Source organism: Cyclobacterium jeungdonense, assembly GCF_010994275.1.
In the GTDB taxonomy this organism is placed as follows: Bacteria; Bacteroidota; Bacteroidia; order Cytophagales; family Cyclobacteriaceae; genus Cyclobacterium; species Cyclobacterium jeungdonense.
This window is the reverse complement of sequence record NZ_WMCD01000001.1, coordinates 184,314-204,050: the sequence shown is the minus strand read 5'-3', so window position 1 is coordinate 204,050 and position 19,737 is coordinate 184,314. Positions and strand designations below refer to the sequence as shown.

The 19,737-nt window shown below is 45.0% G+C and carries 15 protein-coding genes; 3 read left to right on the top strand and 12 right to left on the bottom strand.

The window, feature by feature from the left end; all coding sequences use genetic code 11:
- Positions 1-517: 517 nt before the first annotated feature.
- The 4 genes from GKS34_RS00760 to GKS34_RS00745 form a co-directional block, all read right to left on the bottom strand.
- Positions 518-847 (bottom strand): hypothetical protein, encoded by a 330-nt coding sequence (locus GKS34_RS00760; protein WP_163382907.1) that lies wholly within the window; start codon positions 845-847, stop codon positions 518-520.
- A 411-nt stretch (positions 848-1,258) separates the two neighbouring features.
- On the bottom strand, positions 1,259-2,806 hold the full coding sequence (locus tag GKS34_RS00755) for a sulfatase family protein (RefSeq protein WP_163382906.1): 1,548 nt from the start codon (positions 2,804-2,806) through the stop codon (positions 1,259-1,261).
- A 6-nt stretch (positions 2,807-2,812) separates the two neighbouring features.
- Complete coding sequence (locus tag GKS34_RS00750) at positions 2,813-3,865, bottom strand: glycoside hydrolase family protein (RefSeq protein WP_240459140.1); 1,053 nt, start codon at positions 3,863-3,865, stop codon at positions 2,813-2,815.
- A gap of 11 nt (positions 3,866-3,876) precedes the next feature.
- Positions 3,877-5,289 carry a Gfo/Idh/MocA family protein gene (locus GKS34_RS00745; protein ID WP_163382905.1) on the bottom strand — a complete coding sequence of 471 codons (1,413 nt, stop codon included), beginning with the start codon at positions 5,287-5,289 and terminating at the stop codon, positions 3,877-3,879.
- A 157-nt stretch (positions 5,290-5,446) separates the two neighbouring features.
- Here GKS34_RS00745 and GKS34_RS00740 point away from each other — a divergent pair, with 157 nt between their 5' ends.
- Positions 5,447-6,559, top strand: coding sequence for a hypothetical protein (locus GKS34_RS00740; protein ID WP_163382904.1), 1,113 nt, complete (start codon positions 5,447-5,449; stop codon positions 6,557-6,559).
- Between the two features lie 78 nt (positions 6,560-6,637).
- Positions 6,638-7,450, top strand: coding sequence for a 3-keto-disaccharide hydrolase (locus tag GKS34_RS00735; RefSeq protein ID WP_240459139.1), 813 nt, complete (start codon positions 6,638-6,640; stop codon positions 7,448-7,450).
- A 36-nt stretch (positions 7,451-7,486) separates the two neighbouring features.
- Here GKS34_RS00735 and GKS34_RS00730 read toward each other — a convergent pair whose 3' ends face one another.
- The 8 genes from GKS34_RS00730 to GKS34_RS00695 all read right to left on the bottom strand — a co-directional run bounded on the left by GKS34_RS00730 (position 7,487) and on the right by GKS34_RS00695 (position 18,500).
- Positions 7,487-8,854 (bottom strand): D-arabinono-1,4-lactone oxidase, encoded by a 1,368-nt coding sequence (locus GKS34_RS00730; RefSeq protein ID WP_163382902.1) that lies wholly within the window; start codon positions 8,852-8,854, stop codon positions 7,487-7,489.
- A 13-nt stretch (positions 8,855-8,867) separates the two neighbouring features.
- Positions 8,868-10,286 (bottom strand): Glu/Leu/Phe/Val family dehydrogenase, encoded by a 1,419-nt coding sequence (locus GKS34_RS00725; RefSeq protein WP_163382901.1) that lies wholly within the window; start codon positions 10,284-10,286, stop codon positions 8,868-8,870.
- A gap of 94 nt (positions 10,287-10,380) precedes the next feature.
- Positions 10,381-11,850: a sulfatase family protein gene (locus GKS34_RS00720; RefSeq protein WP_163382900.1), complete on the bottom strand. Its 1,470-nt coding sequence runs from the start codon at positions 11,848-11,850 to the stop codon at positions 10,381-10,383.
- A 90-nt stretch (positions 11,851-11,940) separates the two neighbouring features.
- Positions 11,941-12,369 carry a response regulator gene (locus tag GKS34_RS00715; RefSeq protein WP_163382899.1) on the bottom strand — a complete coding sequence of 143 codons (429 nt, stop codon included), beginning with the start codon at positions 12,367-12,369 and terminating at the stop codon, positions 11,941-11,943.
- Between the two features lie 191 nt (positions 12,370-12,560).
- Positions 12,561-13,520, bottom strand: a complete 960-nt coding sequence (locus GKS34_RS00710; protein WP_163382898.1) for an aldo/keto reductase — start codon at positions 13,518-13,520, stop codon at positions 12,561-12,563.
- Between the two features lie 27 nt (positions 13,521-13,547).
- Positions 13,548-14,507: an aldo/keto reductase gene (locus GKS34_RS00705; protein WP_163382897.1), complete on the bottom strand. Its 960-nt coding sequence runs from the start codon at positions 14,505-14,507 to the stop codon at positions 13,548-13,550.
- 156 nt (positions 14,508-14,663) lie between these two features.
- The gene (locus tag GKS34_RS00700; protein ID WP_163382896.1) at positions 14,664-16,121 is read right to left on the bottom strand and encodes a DUF1501 domain-containing protein; all 1,458 of its coding nucleotides are present in this window, start codon (positions 16,119-16,121) and stop codon (positions 14,664-14,666) included.
- 3 nt (positions 16,122-16,124) lie between these two features.
- Positions 16,125-18,500: a PSD1 and planctomycete cytochrome C domain-containing protein gene (locus GKS34_RS00695; protein WP_163382895.1), complete on the bottom strand. Its 2,376-nt coding sequence runs from the start codon at positions 18,498-18,500 to the stop codon at positions 16,125-16,127.
- 620 nt (positions 18,501-19,120) lie between these two features.
- Between GKS34_RS00695 and GKS34_RS00690 the strand changes: the two genes are divergently transcribed.
- Positions 19,121-19,696 carry a DUF3244 domain-containing protein gene (locus GKS34_RS00690; RefSeq protein WP_163382894.1) on the top strand — a complete coding sequence of 192 codons (576 nt, stop codon included), beginning with the start codon at positions 19,121-19,123 and terminating at the stop codon, positions 19,694-19,696.
- The last annotated feature ends 41 nt before the right edge of the window (positions 19,697-19,737 follow it).

The window sequence follows — 19,737 nt, the reverse complement described above, 5'->3', positions numbered from 1 at the left end:
TCGTAATTCCATAATTTTTTATATTGAAGATCCACTATAGGGTTTATACTTTCTAAATTCTTTCTCGATTTCTATCATTAAATTACTATTCCAAAAACCTACAGAAAATTGCTTAAGGACAATCTGATCCCCTTTTTTAAATATTATTCTCGGGCTGGAAATAGAGGTAAACCCTATACCATTTCCTATATACTCAATATTTATCTCAGAAACCCTATATTCAAAAGTTGATAAATGACTATCCTTGTATGAGTAACACACCTTGACAATATCTGACTCTATTTCAATAACTTCTATATAGTTGATAGACTCTTTAAAGGAAATAATTATATTTAAGCAAATAATAGATACCGAAAAAAGAATAAAAAACAAGATATAAGTACTAAAGAATACGTATATTGATAAAAAAATAAAGAACAAAAGCCAATTAAACATTCTCCTTGTAAACCTCCTTCTGAAACCCATTGTTTTAATCTTTTTTCTCATCTTCATTTACTTTATCAATAAAATTTATCGCTTAAATGGAAATATCTTTACCTACGATTACGGTGTTTAATTTTTGAAAATTAGTCGCATCAATAACTCTAAACGAGGTAAAACCTTCTACTACACTCAAACCTACTTCAACATATTCAGAAACTTCGATGTCGTTTACTACACTTGAAAAAGTAATTCCAACTGGTGCATTCAAAATTCCTTCTGGAATTCTATTAGCTATTTCTTTATTGTCAGTTAAACTAATCTTAAAATCTGCTATTCCTTTAGCAATTGAATAGAATCCAGCTGCAATACCGAAGCCTGCTCCTAATGCTCCGAGTAATGAAGCTTCGCTGGGTGTATTTTGCAACTACACCCTTCTATCAGTACCAATTTGTAATGGCAGATCGGACGGAATCACCAACAATCTACAGCTATCAAACCTACCAATCCAGCATCATTCTTTGCACTTGAACACCTACAAGCTTCTGATTTCTCTACGACTCCTGCTCTTACCCGATTCTCATGAATGTAAACCATTCTACTTTCGATCATTTCAGTTCGATTAAGTTCAATGGCATGGTTTTCATGTGTACATTTTCAAACCCCAGCCAGACACTGTTCAAAATTTTGGACATCTGTTTACGAAGACGTTCTTTAGTGAGCCATTGCAAATGGCTTATAATGGAATACGATTTTAAAGGAGGTTAGGAATAATAGGGGCTAAAGGTTCTACACCCAGTCGGGGGCCGAAATCCTAATGTTTTAATAAAAAAACAAGTTACCGATTAATTATCCCTTCCATCTGTGATTTAAGCTGTTCTACCACCTGTGGATAATCGGCATACCGGTTCTCTCTTTCATAGGGGTCTTCCCGGATTCGGTACAACTGCCCTTGGGGGCCCCCTTTCTCGGGATCCAGTCTACCCGGATAGCTAAAGCCTCCCGAACCCAGCCCATCGATGTATTTCCATTCCTGCGTCCGAATGGCAAACATGCCGGAAGAGGAGTGGTGTACCATTTCGGTACGGGATACGAAACCCGTATCTCCCTGCAATACCGGTAAAAAACTGTAGCTATCCATCGCCGCACCTTCAGGTATTTCTTGATTCAACAGACCGCCAAAAGTGGCGAAAAGATCGGTCAGACTGACCAGGCCCGGGTAAGTTGCCTTTTCCTTTATGCCTTGCGGCCAGGATATCAGCAGCGGAACCCGGTGGCCTCCATCCCAGACATCGCCTTTCTGGCCGCGCACTCCCCTATTAGAATCGTGCCCATACAATAAAATCTCTTCTTCAGGCCAATAGGCCCCATTGTCACTGGAAAAAATCAACAGGGTGTTTTCCAGCAATCCCTGACGCTCGAGCTGCTTCTTCACTTTGGCTACCACCTGATCGATATCCATGACAAAATCTCCGTACAGCCCCGCTCCCGATTTACCCTTATGTTCCTCCGAGGGAAGCCAAGGGGTATGGGGGCCGGTCAGCGGAAGGTATAGAAAAAACGGGGAATCTGCCGATTGGCGTTCGATAAAGGCAAGGCCCTTTCCGGTGATTTCATCCAGGCAATCCTCCACCCGAAAGGAAGGGGACATCTCTCCCTGTCTCCACCACACGCCTTTTTCCCAATACACGGCCTGGTCGTTGCTGTGTTTCTTATCCCAGGAAAATTCCGTGTTTTCCTTTCGGGTGGGGTACACCTCCGTAGTCAGGATCACCCCGGGATCCAACACCCGGTGATTTTCCAGAAAAACATAGGGTGGAATATCCAGCGATGCCGGGTGGATAAAGGAATAATCAAAGCCAAAATCATTCGGTCCCGCACCAACCGGCTGGCTATAATCCACATTGGAATGGCCACTTTCCGCATCCAATACGGCGGGTTTGCCATCCTTCGTGACCCAATCCAGACCCAGGTGCCACTTTCCTACGATACCGGTGCGATAACCCGCGTTTTTAAGGAATTTGGCCATTGTATGGCGGTTTTCCTGCATCACCAAAGGAGCAAATCCACTGATGCCCCGCGCCGCTTCTGGCGTCCGGAAAGCGTATTCTCCCGTAAGTAAGCCAAACCTGGAAGGCGTACACACCGAAGCACTGGCGTGGGCATTGGAAAAGGTAATGCCTTCCGCAACCAGTGCATCCAGGGCCGAGGTTTCAATTTTGGACAAGGGATTCAGGGCCTTGATATCCCCGTATCCCATATCGTCGGCAAAGATGATGACAATATTGGGGGGATTCGCTTTCGCATCCAGACCCTGGGCAAGGACATCTGTTCCACGGAAAAGGATCAGGTACAGGAAAAAGCTAAAATTCAACCAACTTTTCATGGATTCTCAATTTAAAGGAACGGAGGTGGCCAGCGCAATCACCCGGCCCTGGTCTCCGACTGCATTGTAAAAATGATAGGTAACTCCCTCCCAACGAATCACCCAGGGCTTATGGGCATACACGGCGTCGTAAGGTTCGGAGGGAGCCACCAGGTCCTCCCCTTGCCAATCGGTCCAATGGACAAGATCGTAGGAGCAGGCAAAGCGCTCAAAAGCCCCGGGTTTCCAGAAAGCGCCAAAATAAAACATGACATACACGTCGTCTATCTTGACTATCTGCGCATCTCCGCAAATACCCTCTCCACGGGTGATAACGGGTTCTTCGCCTATCCGGGTCCAGTTTATCATGTCCTCCGACCCCGCCATGCCGATACTTTCATAGGTGGCGGTGTCTCCTTTGGCATTGTAATACATGACAAAAGGATAACCGGTGAGTTGATCCCTATCGCGTATGATGTGGGACTTATAGATTTTATCCGTTTCAAACCATCGGGCAGCCGAATCTCCGGGCAACAAAACCGGGGCATCTATCCGCTCCCATTCTTCGGCAAGGGCCAGGTGCTGTGATTTTGCCATTCCAACACCCAGGGTACCTGCTTCGTACCCTTCCGTAGCCCCTCCCAGATATGACATCCAGTACCTGCCTTCGTGGGTTGCTACCTCGTTTCCGGCACCCCAATCGGTGTCAACGAGCGCCAGGTAACCTGCCTTCTGATTCGCATCCCAGGTACCAGGGGTAAACGAGAGCAACCTGCCCTGCTCTTCCCAATCCAACAGATTGCTGCTTTTGGCCAGCCAGGTTTCGTACCCCTTTCCATCAAAGACGATGTAGGTCATGTACCAAAAACCTTCGTGTCGGAAAATAGTGGGACTATCCACCAGTTTGGTAGTATCGCTGTGCTGAAATACCACGCCATGCTTATAGGGGGTTTTGATCTGCTCGTAAACTTCCTGCATGCGTTCCACCGAAACCTCCACGGGAAGCTGGGGGGAAGGCTTGCAGCAAACCCCTCCCCAGCAGCATAGCGTAACCAGCAGGAATTGCTGAAAACGATTCATCAACAAGCCATTTAAAGCTTGTAATATTCTTCCCAGCCTTTTCGTGGCGGAACGCCTGCCAGCAATTGATTGGCAAGTGCGTGATTGGTAATTTGCTTGGACTCCCGGTCAAACTTCAAATGGGCCTTGAGTCGCTGGGAAAGGACTCCAAGGGTGAATACCTGGCTCAGTGGGCCGGCGATATCAAAGGAAGACCTGCACTTTTCCTCGCCTTTACAGGCTTTCAGGAAATTGGCAAAGTGATTGGAAGGGCTTTCCATGACTTCGGGGAGCTGAGAAGCCATGTCTTTGGCCTTTTCTTCCGGTATGATGGATAGCGTGCTGCCATGCGATCCGCCCTTAAAGGTTAGGTCTTTCCCATAAATGATTTTTCCAGGATTGAGCTTTGCCGGCTGCAATTGCCCGTCGCTTGGAGGTGGAATGTTCGGGTCCAATTCGGAGACTCCGTATCCTGCCGGAACGGGTGGAATATTGTTTTGCCCATCATACCAGGTAATGGTCATGGCAGGCATGTCAGCTCTTTTGGGGAATTTAAATTCAAGGGTGGTTTCCATGGGGAAGAAGAAGGTATTGTGCCCATCCAATCGGGTAGGAATCACTTCTTCCGGAAGCCCTAAATCGAGAAATTCATGGGCCGTATCCATGATATGCGCTCCCCAGTCGCCCAGAGCCCCCATTCCAAAATCATACCAGCATCTCCATTGTCCGTTTACAAAATCTTCATTGTAATCGTGCCAATGCGCCGTGGTGTGCCAGGTATTCCAGTCCAGCGTGTCAGGTATTGGTTGCTTATCAGGGTAAGAAATAATATTCGTGTCCCAGCCATGCCACCTTCTGCGACCGTTCATATGGGCAGTCATATTGGTGACATCTTTTATTATTCCTGCCTCTTTCCAGGCTTTAAATTGAAAATAATTGGCTTCCGAATGCCCTTGATTTCCCATTTGGGTGGCAACCTTGTATTTTTTTGCCCCATCCATCATCAACTGCACCTCCTGAAAGGTTCGGGCCATGGGCTTTTCTACATAAACATGCTTGCCCAAAGACATGGCCAGCATGGTTATGGGAAAATGAGAAAAATCAGGGGTACCTACACTGACCGCTTCTATATCCTTCCCCATCTTGTCAAACATTTCCCGAAAATCTTTGAATCTGGGTACGTCTGGAAACATTTTCATGACTTCTTCAGTATGTGGTGCTCCCATGTCCACATCGCAAAGGGCCACGATATTGGCCAACCCGGTCTCATGCAGCGATTTGGTGATGCTGCCGCCCCGGTGGCCAATCCCACAACAAGCAAGATTGACTTTCTCACTTGGCGGCACGTGCCCCAATGGTTTGCCGAATACAAAAGAGGGCAAAATCGAAATACCGGCTGCACCAACCAGGCCGGATTTGATAAATTGTCTACGTTTATCGTTCATTTTATTTTATGGTTATTTTGTTCGTTTCTATCATTTTGCGTACCGGTTCAGAAAAAACCAGAAAACCGGAAGGAAGCCATGAAGATATATGAAATGTGGAGAATTTCATTAATAAAGCAGAAATTACTTTCTCTAAAATGTTTGAAAAGGCTAAAAAATGCCCTTAACTTTCGACATGAATTCTACCTATTATTCCTTCCTGGCTTTGATTGCTACCCTCTTGATCAGCTCCTGTGGCTCGGGGAATACCAATCAGCATGACGGATACGAGATAGTCGTATTGGATACCTTATCCATTCCTTTTGAGGGGGAAGTGCATGCGGCAGATTTTTCAGGAAACCGCGGTTTAATCTATAATTACCGGTCCGGGAAATACCTTGCTTTCGATAGTACCGGCTCCATTTTGGTCAGCAATTCCCTCCCGGCTGAGGGTGAAAATGGGTTATTCTATGTCAATGGATTGAAAATATTGCCCGACGGCGAGGTTTTGGCGCATTCCATTAAGGGAGAAATAGGCCTGCTGAACCAAAACCTTCAGCTCAAGGAGAAAATGTTCATGCCCTTTCCCAATGGCGCCATGGACCTGAAACGCAATGTACAGATCATGGCCAGGTGGCAGGATGACCTGTTACTTTTCTACCCGGGAAGGGACAACAAAAGCCCTTACGACAAGGGCTACTTCCGTGATAATCACCTGTTGGAAAAAGTGAACATGAAAACCGGTGAAACTGCCCCTTTTTTGCAGCTCTCTCCCGAAAGTAAATACCAACAGGACCTTCATTTTGAACAACCGACACCATTGATTAGCGTGAGGGATAATCAGTTGTACCTTGCCTTTAACAAGGAGCCCCTTGTTCATCGCTATGACTTATCCAAAGAAGGAAATTGGGAAGAAAGTATCTCTCTGGAAACCCCAGATTTCGTACAAATAAAAGGGCAGTCCATCCCTCTTGGAAACGATGGTTCAGTACTGGCTGAAGGAGAAATCACTGGTCTGTATGCCTTGGATAACGGATTTGCTGTCAGCTATTTTGAAGGCCTGCTACAGGAACCCAATCGTACCCCTACTTCTCTTCCGGGACAGCAACTTAAATGGTTTATCCCTGAGCAAGGCTGGTCTGATCCACTATCTCTGCCGTTTGAACTCTTATTTCTTCTTAACTTTGAGGGCATTGAAAATCCTTTTTATGCCATACTTAACCCTTTGTACTTGAAGGGAGGGTCAAATGAAGTAAAAATTCTTAAATTGCAGGTAAAATCCAGCTTATAAAAAGCCTTATTTAAGACAACAACTATGAAGAAATTCAATCCTAGCCAAGTATTCACGCTTCTATTGGCCTGCCTAACCATGCTAGCGTGTTCCCAGGGTAACGAAAACGAAACAATAGATGTAAAATCCGAATGGCGTTCGCTTTTTAATGGGGAAGACCTTGAAAATTGGCGGATTAAGATTTCCAAGCACGAACTGGACGAAAACTATGAAAATACTTTTCGGGTAGAGGATGGTTTACTAAAGGTTCGCTATGACGGATACGAAGCTTTTGACCGGCAATACGGACACATTTTTTACGACGAATCCTTTTCACATTACCTGTATCGGGTGGAATACCGCTTTGTAGGCGAACAAGCTCCTGAAGGGGAAGGATGGGCATTGCGGAATTCAGGTGTGATGCTTCATGGACAGGATCCCGAAACGATGACCAAAGACCAGGATTTCCCCATTTCCATCGAAGGCCAATTATTGGGCGGAGATGGCGAAAACCCGCGAACTACCAGCAACTTGTGTACCCCCGGAACCAATGTGGTAATGGATGGAAAACTATTTACACCCCATTGCACCAGTTCCTCATCCGAAACCTATCACGGTGAGCAATGGGTTACGGCTGATTTTCTGGTTCTGGGTGACTCCATTATTCACCACATCGTAGAAGGAGATACCGTGCTCACGTATCACCAACCGCAGATGGGAGGAGGAAATGTAAGTAACCACAACCCCGATATTAAAAAGGACGGCCAATTAATTTCCGAAGGATTTATTTCCCTTCAAAGCGAAAGTCACCCCATTGACTTCAGAAAAGTAGCCATTTTTGATTTATCCCCCTACAAAGATGATCCTGCTAAACTGGAAGAAGTATTAGGACTCCTTAAGACTTCTGAATAGCAAAAAAAGGGCTTTCCATAATCAGAAAGCCCTTTTTTATGCTTTATTCAGTAGATTTCTTTTCAGAAAATCATTAACAAATTTCTCTTGGGGATCCATTTTTTTCATCAGACTGGTAAAATCCTCCATGCGCTCGTACTGATCACGAAGGTAGGTAGGTTCAAGGGCAAAAAGTTTACCCCAATGAGGCCTGACTCCAAAAGGCATTAGCTCCTTTTCAATTTCCGGCAGCAATTTCTGCACGTTTTCCCAATCCTGCTTCCAGGTAAAGTGGATAGCAATACTTTCTCGCTCATAGGCCGTACTTAGCCATAAGGAGTCCTTCCGGATGGATCGAATTTCTGAAATCAACAAATAGGGGAAAATGGCTTCTCCCAAAGAAAAAATAGCGGCAAGGGCCTCAACTGCATGTTCCCTTGGAACGAAGTATTCTGATTGGAGTTCTTCGCCGCTGCTAGGCGTGAAGTCCATCTTAAAGTGGGGAAGTCGCTCGTGCCAGGGACCTGGGATGCCCATTTGCTCCGTACAATTAACTGCAGAAATTTCCTTAATTGGATGCAAATGCGTTTTCGCAGCGCTTGCTCCAAAAATTTCCTCGGGCATCTCTTCTACATCCCCTCCGTCATCTTGCTGTTTTATCCACAATTGATTAAAGCGCTTTTCCTGCCAATCGGTAAACAGGCTTACACTATAACCCGAAGAAAAGACCGGATCGAAATTCGCACCTAATTGCTTTAGCGACAGGTTTTCATATACATACTGCCTGACGTTAAAAGTGGGCTGAATTTTCAGGCTAATCCGGGTTACAATTCCCAAGGCTCCCAGATGTACTACCGCAGCCTTAAATTCCTCCGGATTTTGAACTTCGTTAAGAACAAGGAGTTCCCCGTCTGCCATCACCATTTCCATAGCGGTAACGGTGGTGGACAGATTTCCGTTTTTGTCACCTGATCCATGGGTAGCCGTTGCGCAGGCACCTGCTACCGAAATATGGGGAAGAGAAGCAAGATTGTGCAGGGCAAATCCCTGCTCGTGAAGTTTCCTTGCTAACACCCCATATTGCACACCACCACTAACGGTAACCGTGCGCCCCGCTGTATCCAGCTGGATATCTGGATCCAAATCTTCCAGGGAGACTTGCTGATGCTCACTGTCTGCGATCGTATTAAAGGAATGCATGGTTCCTAAAACCTTTACATTATCCGTTTTTTTGATTACTTGCCGAAGTGAATTTCTATCCGCAGGTATATCCAGATTAGGGGTACTGTATCGAAGATTTCCCGCCCAGTTAACCCTTGCTGGTCCCGATTGTACTTGTTTTCCTGATTCACAGCCCACCATAGGTAAAATAAGGTTGGTTCCGATTACTATTGAAGTTTTTTTTAAAAACTGTCTTTTCTTCATGGCAGAAGGTATTTTATGGGAAAATACCTAAATCCATATACGAAATGGCAATTCTTTCCAGCGCCACAATAAAGCCGGCTGTTCGCAGGTCCTTAATATTCTTTTCTTTACGCACCCCGTTCATGTGGTGGTAAGCGGTGACCATTGTTTCTTCCAGGCCAGAATTGACCAGGTCTCGCTCACTCGCCCCCCGGACGATTATGTCTTTTTGTTCTTCGCTAAAGGTGTCTCCCGTAGCCTTTTCGATACTTTCCAAAAGCAGGTCGTATTTTTTCATATCGTATCTTTTTTCCAGTTTTCCGAAAGATACCCTGGACAGGTTTTTCAACCACTCAAAATAAGAAACGGTTACACCACCTGCATTCAGGTACATGTCCGGAATGATCATGATTCCCTTCTCCAAAAGAATTTTGTCAGCATCCTGAGTAACTGGCCCATTGGCTGCCTCTCCGATAATTTTAGCCTGAACCTTAGCTGCATTTTTAAGGGTTATCTGGTTTTCCAGGGCTGCAGGAATCAATATATCACAAGGGTATAGCAGTAAGGACATACTATCTTCTATAAACGTACCCTTACCATATCCTTTGAATCCTTTATTGGCTACCTGATGCCTTTTTATATCATCGACATCGATTCCATCCTCGTTCCAGATGCCTCCGTTGTATTCTGCAATTCCAATGATTTTGGCTCCTGCCTCCTGTAAAAATTTTGCCGAATAGTAACCAACATTTCCCAGACCCTGTACGATAATTTTCTTTCCAGCCAATCCAACATTTAAACCCAGGGCATCCATGTCCTCTTTGACACTTACCGCTTCCCGTATTCCAATAAATACCCCCATACCCGTCGCCTCGGTTCGTCCTTCAATTCCGTGTTGTGATAGCGGTTTGCCCGTGACGCAACCTTTGGCGTTAATTACCTCGGGATTGAAGGCTTCAAAAGTATCCACTATCCATGCCATTTCCCTACTTCCTGTGCCATAATCAGGAGCCGGAACATCGATGGCCGGACCGATAAATTTCTTTTTTATCAATTCTGAGGTATATCTACGTGTAATCCTTTCCAGTTGATCGGTATTGTATTTGGTAGGATCAATGGTGACGCCACCTTTTGCCCCTCCGTAGGGAATGTTTACTAGTGCGCATTTGTAGGTCATCAATGCAGCAAGGCCTTTTACTTCCTCTTCATTCACAAAACTACTAAAACGGATCCCTCCTTTTACAGGTAACTTATGGTGGGAATGCTGCACCCGGAAACCTTCAATTACCTGGTACGTGCCGTCCCCGTTTCTAAGAGGAAAATTAAATTTGTAAACGCTATTGCACTGTTTGATCTGATCTAAAAGTCCGGGATGGATGTCCATGTGACTAGCGGCATGATCTACCACCTTGGATACATCATCAAACAAACTGTATTCCTCCAAATTTTTCATAAATTGTCTTATTGTTTATGTTTTTAAAAATTTCTTCTTATTCCAAGTAGCAATGGGTATGCCTAAAATGCTGAAATGAATTCTTCGAATTAGATTAGTTATCTGTTTCGGAAAGTTTTCCCGGGGCCCGAAGATTTCTACCAGGTATATTTTGTAGGGCATCTCCCATGTCTTCCCTGGCAAGATCCCCCAAGGCCATCATTTCCTTCACCACTTCAGGATATTGCTCCCGAACATTATTACTTTCTTCCCTGTCCACAGAAAGATCATATAGTGCCGGCTCCTCCAAAATAAGCATCTCATAGGCGATCGGATTTCCATCGGTAGGAAGCTTACTCCCCTCAGGAAGGGATCGGTAACGATGCGGGAAAACAAGTTTCCATTTACCCATGATCATAGCCTGGAGCTCATTTTGGTTGTAGTAGATATAATAAGCTTCCTGGGGCGAGACGGCCCCTTCTTCTTGAGTAATAAGGGGCCAAATATTTTTTCCGTCAATCTGTTTTTCAGGAAGGGAAGCTCCGGTAATATGTGTCAGGGTGGGTAACAAATCGATGGTCATGGCTGCCTGATCCTGGGTTTTGCCAGCCGGAATTTTTCCCGGCCATTTCATAATCGTTGGTACCCGAACCCCGCCTTCCCAAGAAGTCCCTTTTCCTTCTTTCAAAGCCCCTGAACTGCCCGCATGGGAACCATAGGAAAGCCAGGGACCATTATCCGAAGTGAAAATCACCAGGGTATTATCCTCCAATCCATTTTGACGGAGTGCCTTCATTACCTCACCCACCGACCAGTCTATTTCCATTATTACGTCTCCGTACAATCCATTTTCGGATTTACCCTTAAATTTATCGGACACGAACAAGGGCACGTGAGGCATGCTGTGCGCCAGGTAAAGAAAAAATGGCTGCTCTTTCCTCCGCTGGATAAAATCGACCGCTTTTTCTGTATACCAGGTGGTCAACATACTTTGATTCTCCAGGGTATCAATGACCGTTTCGTTTTCGTACAAAGGAAGGGGTGGATAAAACCCGGGCCTTTCCGGATGGTAAGGCCACATATCATTAGAATAGGGCAAGCCAAAAAACTCATCAAAGCCTTGCTTGGTGGGCAAAAAGGGATCTTTATGTCCAAGATGCCACTTTCCAACAATGGCAGTGGCATATCCCAGCGGTTTGAGGACTTCCGCTATCGTCTCTTCCTCTGGGTTCAGTCCATGTTCGCTCTGATGGGATAAGGCTCCAAAAATCCCCAATCGATTGGAATAACAACCGGTCAATAAAGAAGCCCTGGAAGCAGAGCAAACGGCATTTGAGACATGAAAATTGGTGAATTGAGTTCCCTCCCGGGCCATTCGATCCAGGTGGGGTGTTTGATACCCTCGGGCGCCAAATACCCCCAAGTCCCCGTACCCCTGGTCATCTGTGAAAATTAGTACTATATTGGGTAATTCATTCTTAGAATTACGACCTTCTTTCTCCGAGTTGCCTGCACATGCAACCGACAAAACAGCTAAAAATATCAGGAAGGAACGGATTGCATTTTTGGTTAGGAAATGGGTCATGACTTGTTTGGGACAATTTGATAGCAAAATTTAGCAATCTCCACCGACTTAACAAAACCAAATTCCTCCCTTTCCAGGACTACAGCCAAATTATACGTAGGGCAAGCTGGCGGTGTTCATCCAAAATTGCTCAATGGTCGACATCGCTTCCAAAAAACCGGTAACTTCTACAGGCTTGGTTATATAGCAGTTGGCATGATTTTCATAAGACAAATCAATATCCCTACTGGAAGATGATGTCGTCAACATGATCACTGGTATTCGCTTATAAATCGCATGCGCTTTGAGTTCAGCAAGTACTTCATGACCACTTTTTTTCGGAAGGTTAACATCTAATAGTATCAAATCAGGAGTATTTTTATCCTCAAACCCATTGGTTTTAAATACATAATCCAAGGCCTCCTGTCCATCCCGGGCGATACTGATCTCTTCCACAAATTTACTATCCTCCAAGGCCTCCGTCGTTAGGAAAACATCTCCTTCGTTATCTTCTACCAATAAAACGTGTACTGACTTCATGATCGGATCTCGCTGCAATGAATAATTTTTACAATCAAAACTTTCCCAATTTACATTGAAAAAGAAATTTTTTACATTTTTCCATTACAAATGTATCACAATAAAAAAATAAATTCACTTGATAGACTGAAAAACAATCCAGAAGTAAAATAAACCAGCCAGGTTTTAAAAACAGGGCTGGTCTATTCAACTCAAACAGAATCCCAAAGGTCAGATTGGCTATACGGGCTTCCGGGTACTTCTGTGAAAAAGGTACCATCAATGTACCGATGTTGCTGCGAAATTCCCTGGATTGCCTGCATATCTGCAGCATCCAGGCTAACATCAGCCGCCTCCAGATTTTGTTTGATCCTTTCTTTATTTACCGATTTTGGAATCACAGCAATATCCCGGTGCAGGGACCAGGCAATTAACACCTGCGCCACTGATACGCCATGCTTGTCGGCAATCTCCTGGAACAGGGGATGTTTCAGCAAAACGGGATCATCATCCTTTTTTCTTGCCTTGGGCCGGTCAGCTGATCCCAGCGGGGAATAAGCGGTCACATTGATTCCATTTTTTTTGCAATAATTTACCAAATCCGGCTGAGGAAGGTACGGGTGCAATTCGATCTGATTCATCTCAGGTTTTACCTGACAAGATTCCAGCAGTTCCTTTATTTTTTTTTGATTAAAATTAGAAACACCAATGTGCTTTACTTTACCTGCCGCCTTTAGCGCCTCCATTCCTGACCAGGTTTCTGATAGTGGAACCTTAGAATAATCCAGGAAATCATCTCCATTTTCTGGAAACATGACATGCGACTTCAAAGCCACGGGCCAATGGATAAGGTATAAATCCAGGTAATCCAACTGCAAGTCTTGCAGGGTTTTATTCAATCCTACTTTTACCTGGTCTTTCTCGTGGGCATTGTTCCATAATTTAGAGGTCACAAACACCTCTTCCCTTTTGACCTTTCCATCGTCAAAGGCCTTTTTCAATGCATCCCCTACTTCCTTTTCATTTTGATAAACAGCTGCGCAGTCAATGTGCCGGTACCCGGCTTCCAAAGCCCATAATATGGCCTGATATACTTCACCGGGAGCGGACTTCCAGGTTCCTAGCCCCAACATGGGAAGCTGATCGTTATTGTCAAAGGTAATGAACTTCATTTTGTACAATTTTAAGGTAGTTAAAAATTAATTTATAAATTCTTGCCAAAGGTCGGCATAGGTATACGGACTGCCATTTCCCACCCAGGCGGGTCCGGGGGTATAGCGGTAAGGTCCCTCCAACTTATTTAGAAGCGACATGTCTTCCTCATCTAAATGCAATTTGGCGGCATCAAGATTTTCAGCAATTCGTTGTGGATTGACCGATTTTGGTACTACTGAAGTGTTTCGCTCCAGGGCCCAGGCCAAAGCAACCTGTGCTGCCGTGGCTTCATGCTTGCTGCCAATTTGATTTAAGATTTTATCTTCCAGCAATAGAGGAAAATCGACTTCGTTATTCGCTACTCGGTAAGCGGCACCCAAGGGACCATACCCTGTCATCAAAATGGATTGTTCTTCGCAATACCTTTTCAACTCATTTTGGGGGAGGTATGGATGCAATTCCACTTGATTTAATTCCGGCTGCTTACTCGCTCCTTCCCGGATTTCTTTCAATTTGCTGGTATTGAAATTAGATACGCCAATATGCCGGGTTAGTCCCTTTTGGTGCAATCCTTCCATTTCCTTCCAGGTACTGGAGAGGGGAGCTTCCTCGTAACTTAGAAAATCCTCCTTGCCAGATGGAAAATCCACCCCTTTTTTGATGGCTACCGGCCAATGCACCAGATATAAATCCAGGTATTCCAGTTGCAAGTCGGCCAATGTGGCCTTCATGGCAGGAAGCACATCTTCCGGAAGGTGACTATCGTTCCAAAGTTTGGAAGTAATCCAAACCTCCTCTCTGCTGACCCAGCCCGCTGCAAAAGCCTTGGAAAGGGCATTACCTATTTCTTGCTCATTTTTATAAATGGGGGCACAATCAATATGTCTGTATCCAATTTTTAATGCATGAAGTACGGCCTCATAAACTTCATTTGGTTTGGATTGCCAGGTGCCCAAACCCAAAGCAGGCATGGTGTCACCATTGGCGAAATGTAATTTTTTCATCTATTGGTTTGGTTATCTAAAAATCAAAAATTGACTTATTTTGAACGCATTTAAAAATGCATCTTTTTACTTTGAATCCCAAATTTTGAATCTTCCATTTCTTTTCGGGCCAGGACCTACCCTAACAGTCAAAGCGTCTAATCCCTACCGGCTCGATCAAGTCAAAATAGCGGGTATTACTTTTCCCGATACGTCCGTTAGTCGAAATTTCCTGCCCAGGTGTCTGTAGATCAGTCTTTCGTGATCAAGCCCTAGTAGGTGCAAAACGGTTGCCTGAAAATCATGTACATGGACCGGGTTTTCGGTAATGTTGTATCCAAATTCATCTGTGGCTCCGTAAACCATTCCAGGCTTAACGCCTCCACCTGCCATCCAGATACTGAAACACCGGGGGTGATGGTCTCGCCCGTAATTTTCTTTGGTTAACTTCCCCTGGGAATAGTTGGTCCTCCCAAATTCTCCTCCCCAGATTACCAGGGTCTCGTCCAGCAATCCCCGCTGCTTTAGATCCTTTATCAGCGCTGCTGACGGCTGATCCACATCTTTGGCTTGCACTGCCATTTCGGAAGGCAGGTTTCCATGCTGGTCCCAGCCCTGATGGTAAAGTTGCACAAAACGTACGCCACTTTCAGATAATTTTCTTGCCAAAAGACAGTTGGAGGCAAAAGTTCCTGGTTTACGACTATCCTCGCCATACATTTCAAAAACATGCTTCGGTTCCCTGGAGAGGTCAGTAGCCTCAGGTACTGCAGACTGCATGCGGTACGCCATCTCGTACTGAGCTATTTTGGCCTGTATCTCCTGATCTCCCGATTTTTCAAAGGACAATTGATTCAACGCCGCCAAATGATCTAACATTTTTCTTCTCTCAGAGGAGCGCATTCCATTTGGGTTGTTGAGATATAAGACGGGATCCTCCCCATTGCTAAATTGTACCCCCTGATGAGTCGCTGGTAAAAATCCATTGTTCCATAATTTGGAATAAACCCCCTGTCCGTTGCCTTTTCCTTTGGAGAGCAAAACCGTAAACGCTGGCAGGTTGCTATTTTCGCTGCCCAGCCCGTAACTCAGCCAGGAACCCATACTGGGTCGATTGCCCTGTTGCGCCCCGGTCTGAAAGAAAGTGAGCGCCGGGTCGTGATTGATGGCTTCGGTGTGCATGGATTTGATTATGCAGATATCATCTACGATCCCAGCAGTATGGGGAAAGAGGTCACTTATCCATGCCCTGGCCTCTCCGTATTGCTGAAAATCACTGAAGCTACCGACCAAAGGGAAGGAATTCTGGCTGGAAGTCATGCCCGTCAATCGCTGCCCCATTCGAATGGATTCCGGTAATTCTTCTCCCCACATTTCTCGGAGTTTTGGTTTGTAGTCGAAGGATTCCAACTGGGAAGGTGCACCGTTCTGAAAAAGGTAAATGACACGCTTCGCCTTGGGAGCAAAATGCGGAATCCCCAGTTGTCCGATTCCATCCCCCGAAAGATCATTGCCACGAAATAAATCTGGAATAAGCAGGGACCCAAGTGCTGCACTTCCCAGGCCCAGGCTCAACTTCGATAGAAAATGCCTGCGATTGATGTGAAGACGATGGTCTAAAATTTCTTTTTCCATAACTCAGGATTTTGTAATGGTTTCTTCCAGATTATACAGCAACGAAATTACCTGCATCAATGCGGCCCTTTCCACTACCGGCAAGGAGTCCTTAAGTGGATACTCCCCTACTGCAAGCGTAGCTTTTGCTCTCTTCGGTTCCTCACTGTATCCTGAATAAAAAGAACCGTAATTGTCCAGAAGAATCTGGAATTCTTCCTTTTCGGCCTTTCTGCCCACTATCCGGTAGAAGGCAGCCCGAATAAGATGGGGGGTGGGCTCTCCGCTTTCCAGTAGTTTTTCTGCCAACACCCTGGAAGCTTCCAGAACAACCGGGTCATTCATCATCACTAAGGCTTGCAGGGGGGTATTGGTCTGAAGCCGTTCCACCTCACAGGCATCCCTATTACTGGCATCAAATATCATCATGGATGGTGGGGGCACCGTTCGTTTTATAAATGTATACAATCCCCTACGGTACAAGTACTTTCCACTATCCTGAAGATACCTGGAGAGATTCCCTCTACCCGAAGTAGCCGCTTCCCATAATCCCTCCGGCTGGTAAGGCTTCACACTGGGTCCGCCAATTTCACGGTGTAATAGCCCGCTGCTAGCCAGTACCAGATCCCGGATTGCCTCGGCAGGGAGACGCTGCCGCGGAAACCGAGACAAAAGCCGATTTTCAGGATCCTGTTCGAATTTTTCAGGATCAACTACCGAAGACTGCTGGTAGGTCGCAGACTGCATTATTTTCCGGATTAGCCCTTGAATATCCCAACCACTCTCCATAAAGTCGACTGCCAGCCAGTCCAGCAATGGTTGGTTTACAGGCAAATTGCCCTGCATACCAAAATCGCCGGGAGTGGCTACAAGGCCTTTTCCGAATATTTCTTGCCAGATTCGGTTCACAAAAACCCTGGCTGTCAGGGGATTTCCCGAATCAAAAAGCCATTTTGATAAACCCAGGCGGTTTTTGGGCAAATGATCCGGAAAAGGGAGGATAGCCTTCGGAATTCCGGGTTCTACCGCTTCCTTTGGCGCATCGTACATTCCCCGATCCAACAAGTAGGTGCGTCGTGTATTGTCTGGCTCGCCCATAACCGAGACCTTTAGCACATCTGCCTCTGCCAACAAGGAATTATAATTAGTTCCTTTTCCCATATTTGCCAGCAAGGTCTGTACCCTGCGGGTACTGTCTGGCATATTGACAAAATGAAGAATATCTTCCACATCCTCTTCCCGTATTTCCATTAAAGGCACTTTTGCAGGACTTTTTTTAGAAAACCCCGGACTCGCTTCTTCGATGCCCCACTCGGCCACGGTATTAAAAAAAGCAAAGGTCTGATAATATTCTTTTTGGGAGATGGGATCGTATTTATGATCGTGGCATTGGGCACACTCCAGAGTCATTCCTAATAGCGCTTTACCCAGGGTATTGGTACGGTCCACGGCATACATCACCCTGTATTCTTCATCAATGGCACCGGATTCTTCCGTGATTTTGTGGTTGCGGTTAAAGGCCGTGGCTAGTAGTTGCTCTTTTCCTGCACCTGGCAAAAGGTCACCCGCCAGTTGCCAGGTGATAAATCGGTCATAGGGCAGATTCTGATTAAAGGCATGAATAACCCAATCCCTCCAGGGCCATTGGGTACGATAGTAATCGTCCTGATATCCATGAGAATCTGCATATCGGGACAAATCCATCCAATGTACAGCCATCTTTTCCCCATATGCAGGATTTGCAAATAAGCTGTCCAGCAACCCATCCAGATTCAACTCGTCTTTTGCCATTCGATCCAAGGATTCCGGATTGGGAGGCAAGCCAATAACGTCAAAATATGCTCTACGAATCAAACTCAACTTATCGGCAGGTTCGTTAGGAGATAAACCTGCTTCCTCCATAGCTTCCAAAACAAAATAATCAAGTTCGTTTTGTGCCCAATCTTTGGTTTTTACTTCCGGCAACATTGCCTTTTTCGGAGGGACAAATGCCCAATGAGGTTCATATTCCGCACCTTGACCTATCCATTTTTCTATCAACTGTATTTGATTATCCGATAGGCTCAGGTTCGAAGATGGCGGGGGCATGCGTTCATTCTGGTCAGAACTTAGTATCCGCAGATAAGCTTCCGAAGCATCCGGATTACCCGGTACCAGGGCATGCCGATCCGGTTGTTCTTTCAACGTAGAAAAAGCATCTTCTTCCCGATCTAGCCGCAACCCTGATTCCCGCTTATTAGCATCCGGACCGTGGCAGGCAAAGCAGTTTTCAGACAAAATAGGCCTGATATGCAGGTTATAACTGATCGTTTCCGGCATAGGTTGTTCGCGGTTGCTTTCCCCACCACAACCAATTAATAACAAACACATCCCCGCAAGTATCCCTTCTAGTCTTTTCATGTGTTTATAATTGTTTCTTAATGGTCACAACTTGTCCCGTACCGAAGGTCGGGATAGCTGGTCCCAAATTTATTCGGAAGAATCTCGCATGCTTTATAATCATCCCACTGTGTGACGTTCTTGTCATGCTCGATTTCATCTACATAAGCATGCAAATCATGTTCTTAAATTAGCCAAATCCCGGTGAATTTCAAATACGGTATTAGGCGGATGGCACCATGCAGGTATTTTTGGGAATATAAACGCTTCCCTGAATCCAGTTAAGACTCCTAATTTGATACCTATTCGTGCACCTTATTGTTCAAAATCGAACATTATATTTGATATTGAAAAGCAAAATAAATTTTTCAGTATTATTTTTAAAAAAATGATTACGTGTTGATTTTTTCTGATCAGTCAGTCAGGAAGCCATTTTTAGGTCTGCTCCGTACACCTTTCCCATAACATGTCTCAAAACCGGACTAAACTACGATCTTGCAGCCTGTGCCACTTATTTGAAAGTGCCACTGCAGGCATTCTTTATATGATAACTTTATTTTCTGGCCTGCAATTGGCAATTATATTTTCGAACACGCAGACAAAATGAAATAAAAATAGTGAATGAATTAACAATCAAAATCATGAAAACCTTATTTTCCTTATTCTTTTTACTTGTTTTTTCTATTGGTTCCATGGCAAATCCTGGTCTGAAAGAATTGAAAGAAAACACCCGAATTAAAGCGAAAAACCAATTGGTCCGGGTACATTTTAAAACTGCCATTGACAAGGTGGCGTTGCGGCTTACGGACAAGGCCGGAAAAACCCTATTCAATGGAACCTACCAAACAAAGGAACCGGTCATCATTCCAATAAACTTATCCCAGCTTGCTGAAGGCATTTACGTGTTGCACGTTATCGGGGAAGAGGGAAGCAACCGGTATGAAATAGAAAGCAGAAAAAAAGTGGTGCTTCCTCTTATGGCCTACGGGAAAAAGGTTGGTCCTAATAAAGTATCGCTTTTGGTTGTAGGTCTTGAAAAGCCGGGAACATTGGTAAAGTTTTTTGACCAGACCAATCGGGTTCTGCTTAACGAAACCATTGACGAACCCGGGGGGTTTCGAAAAGATTACGTATTTGACCAAATACAAGTTAAAGATTTAACACTAAAGGTGACCGATGCTTCTGGAAGGGAAAAGTATATCCGATTTGATAACTAAAAATCACTTCGTACTTAATCAAACAGGCAGGACCTGGCAAA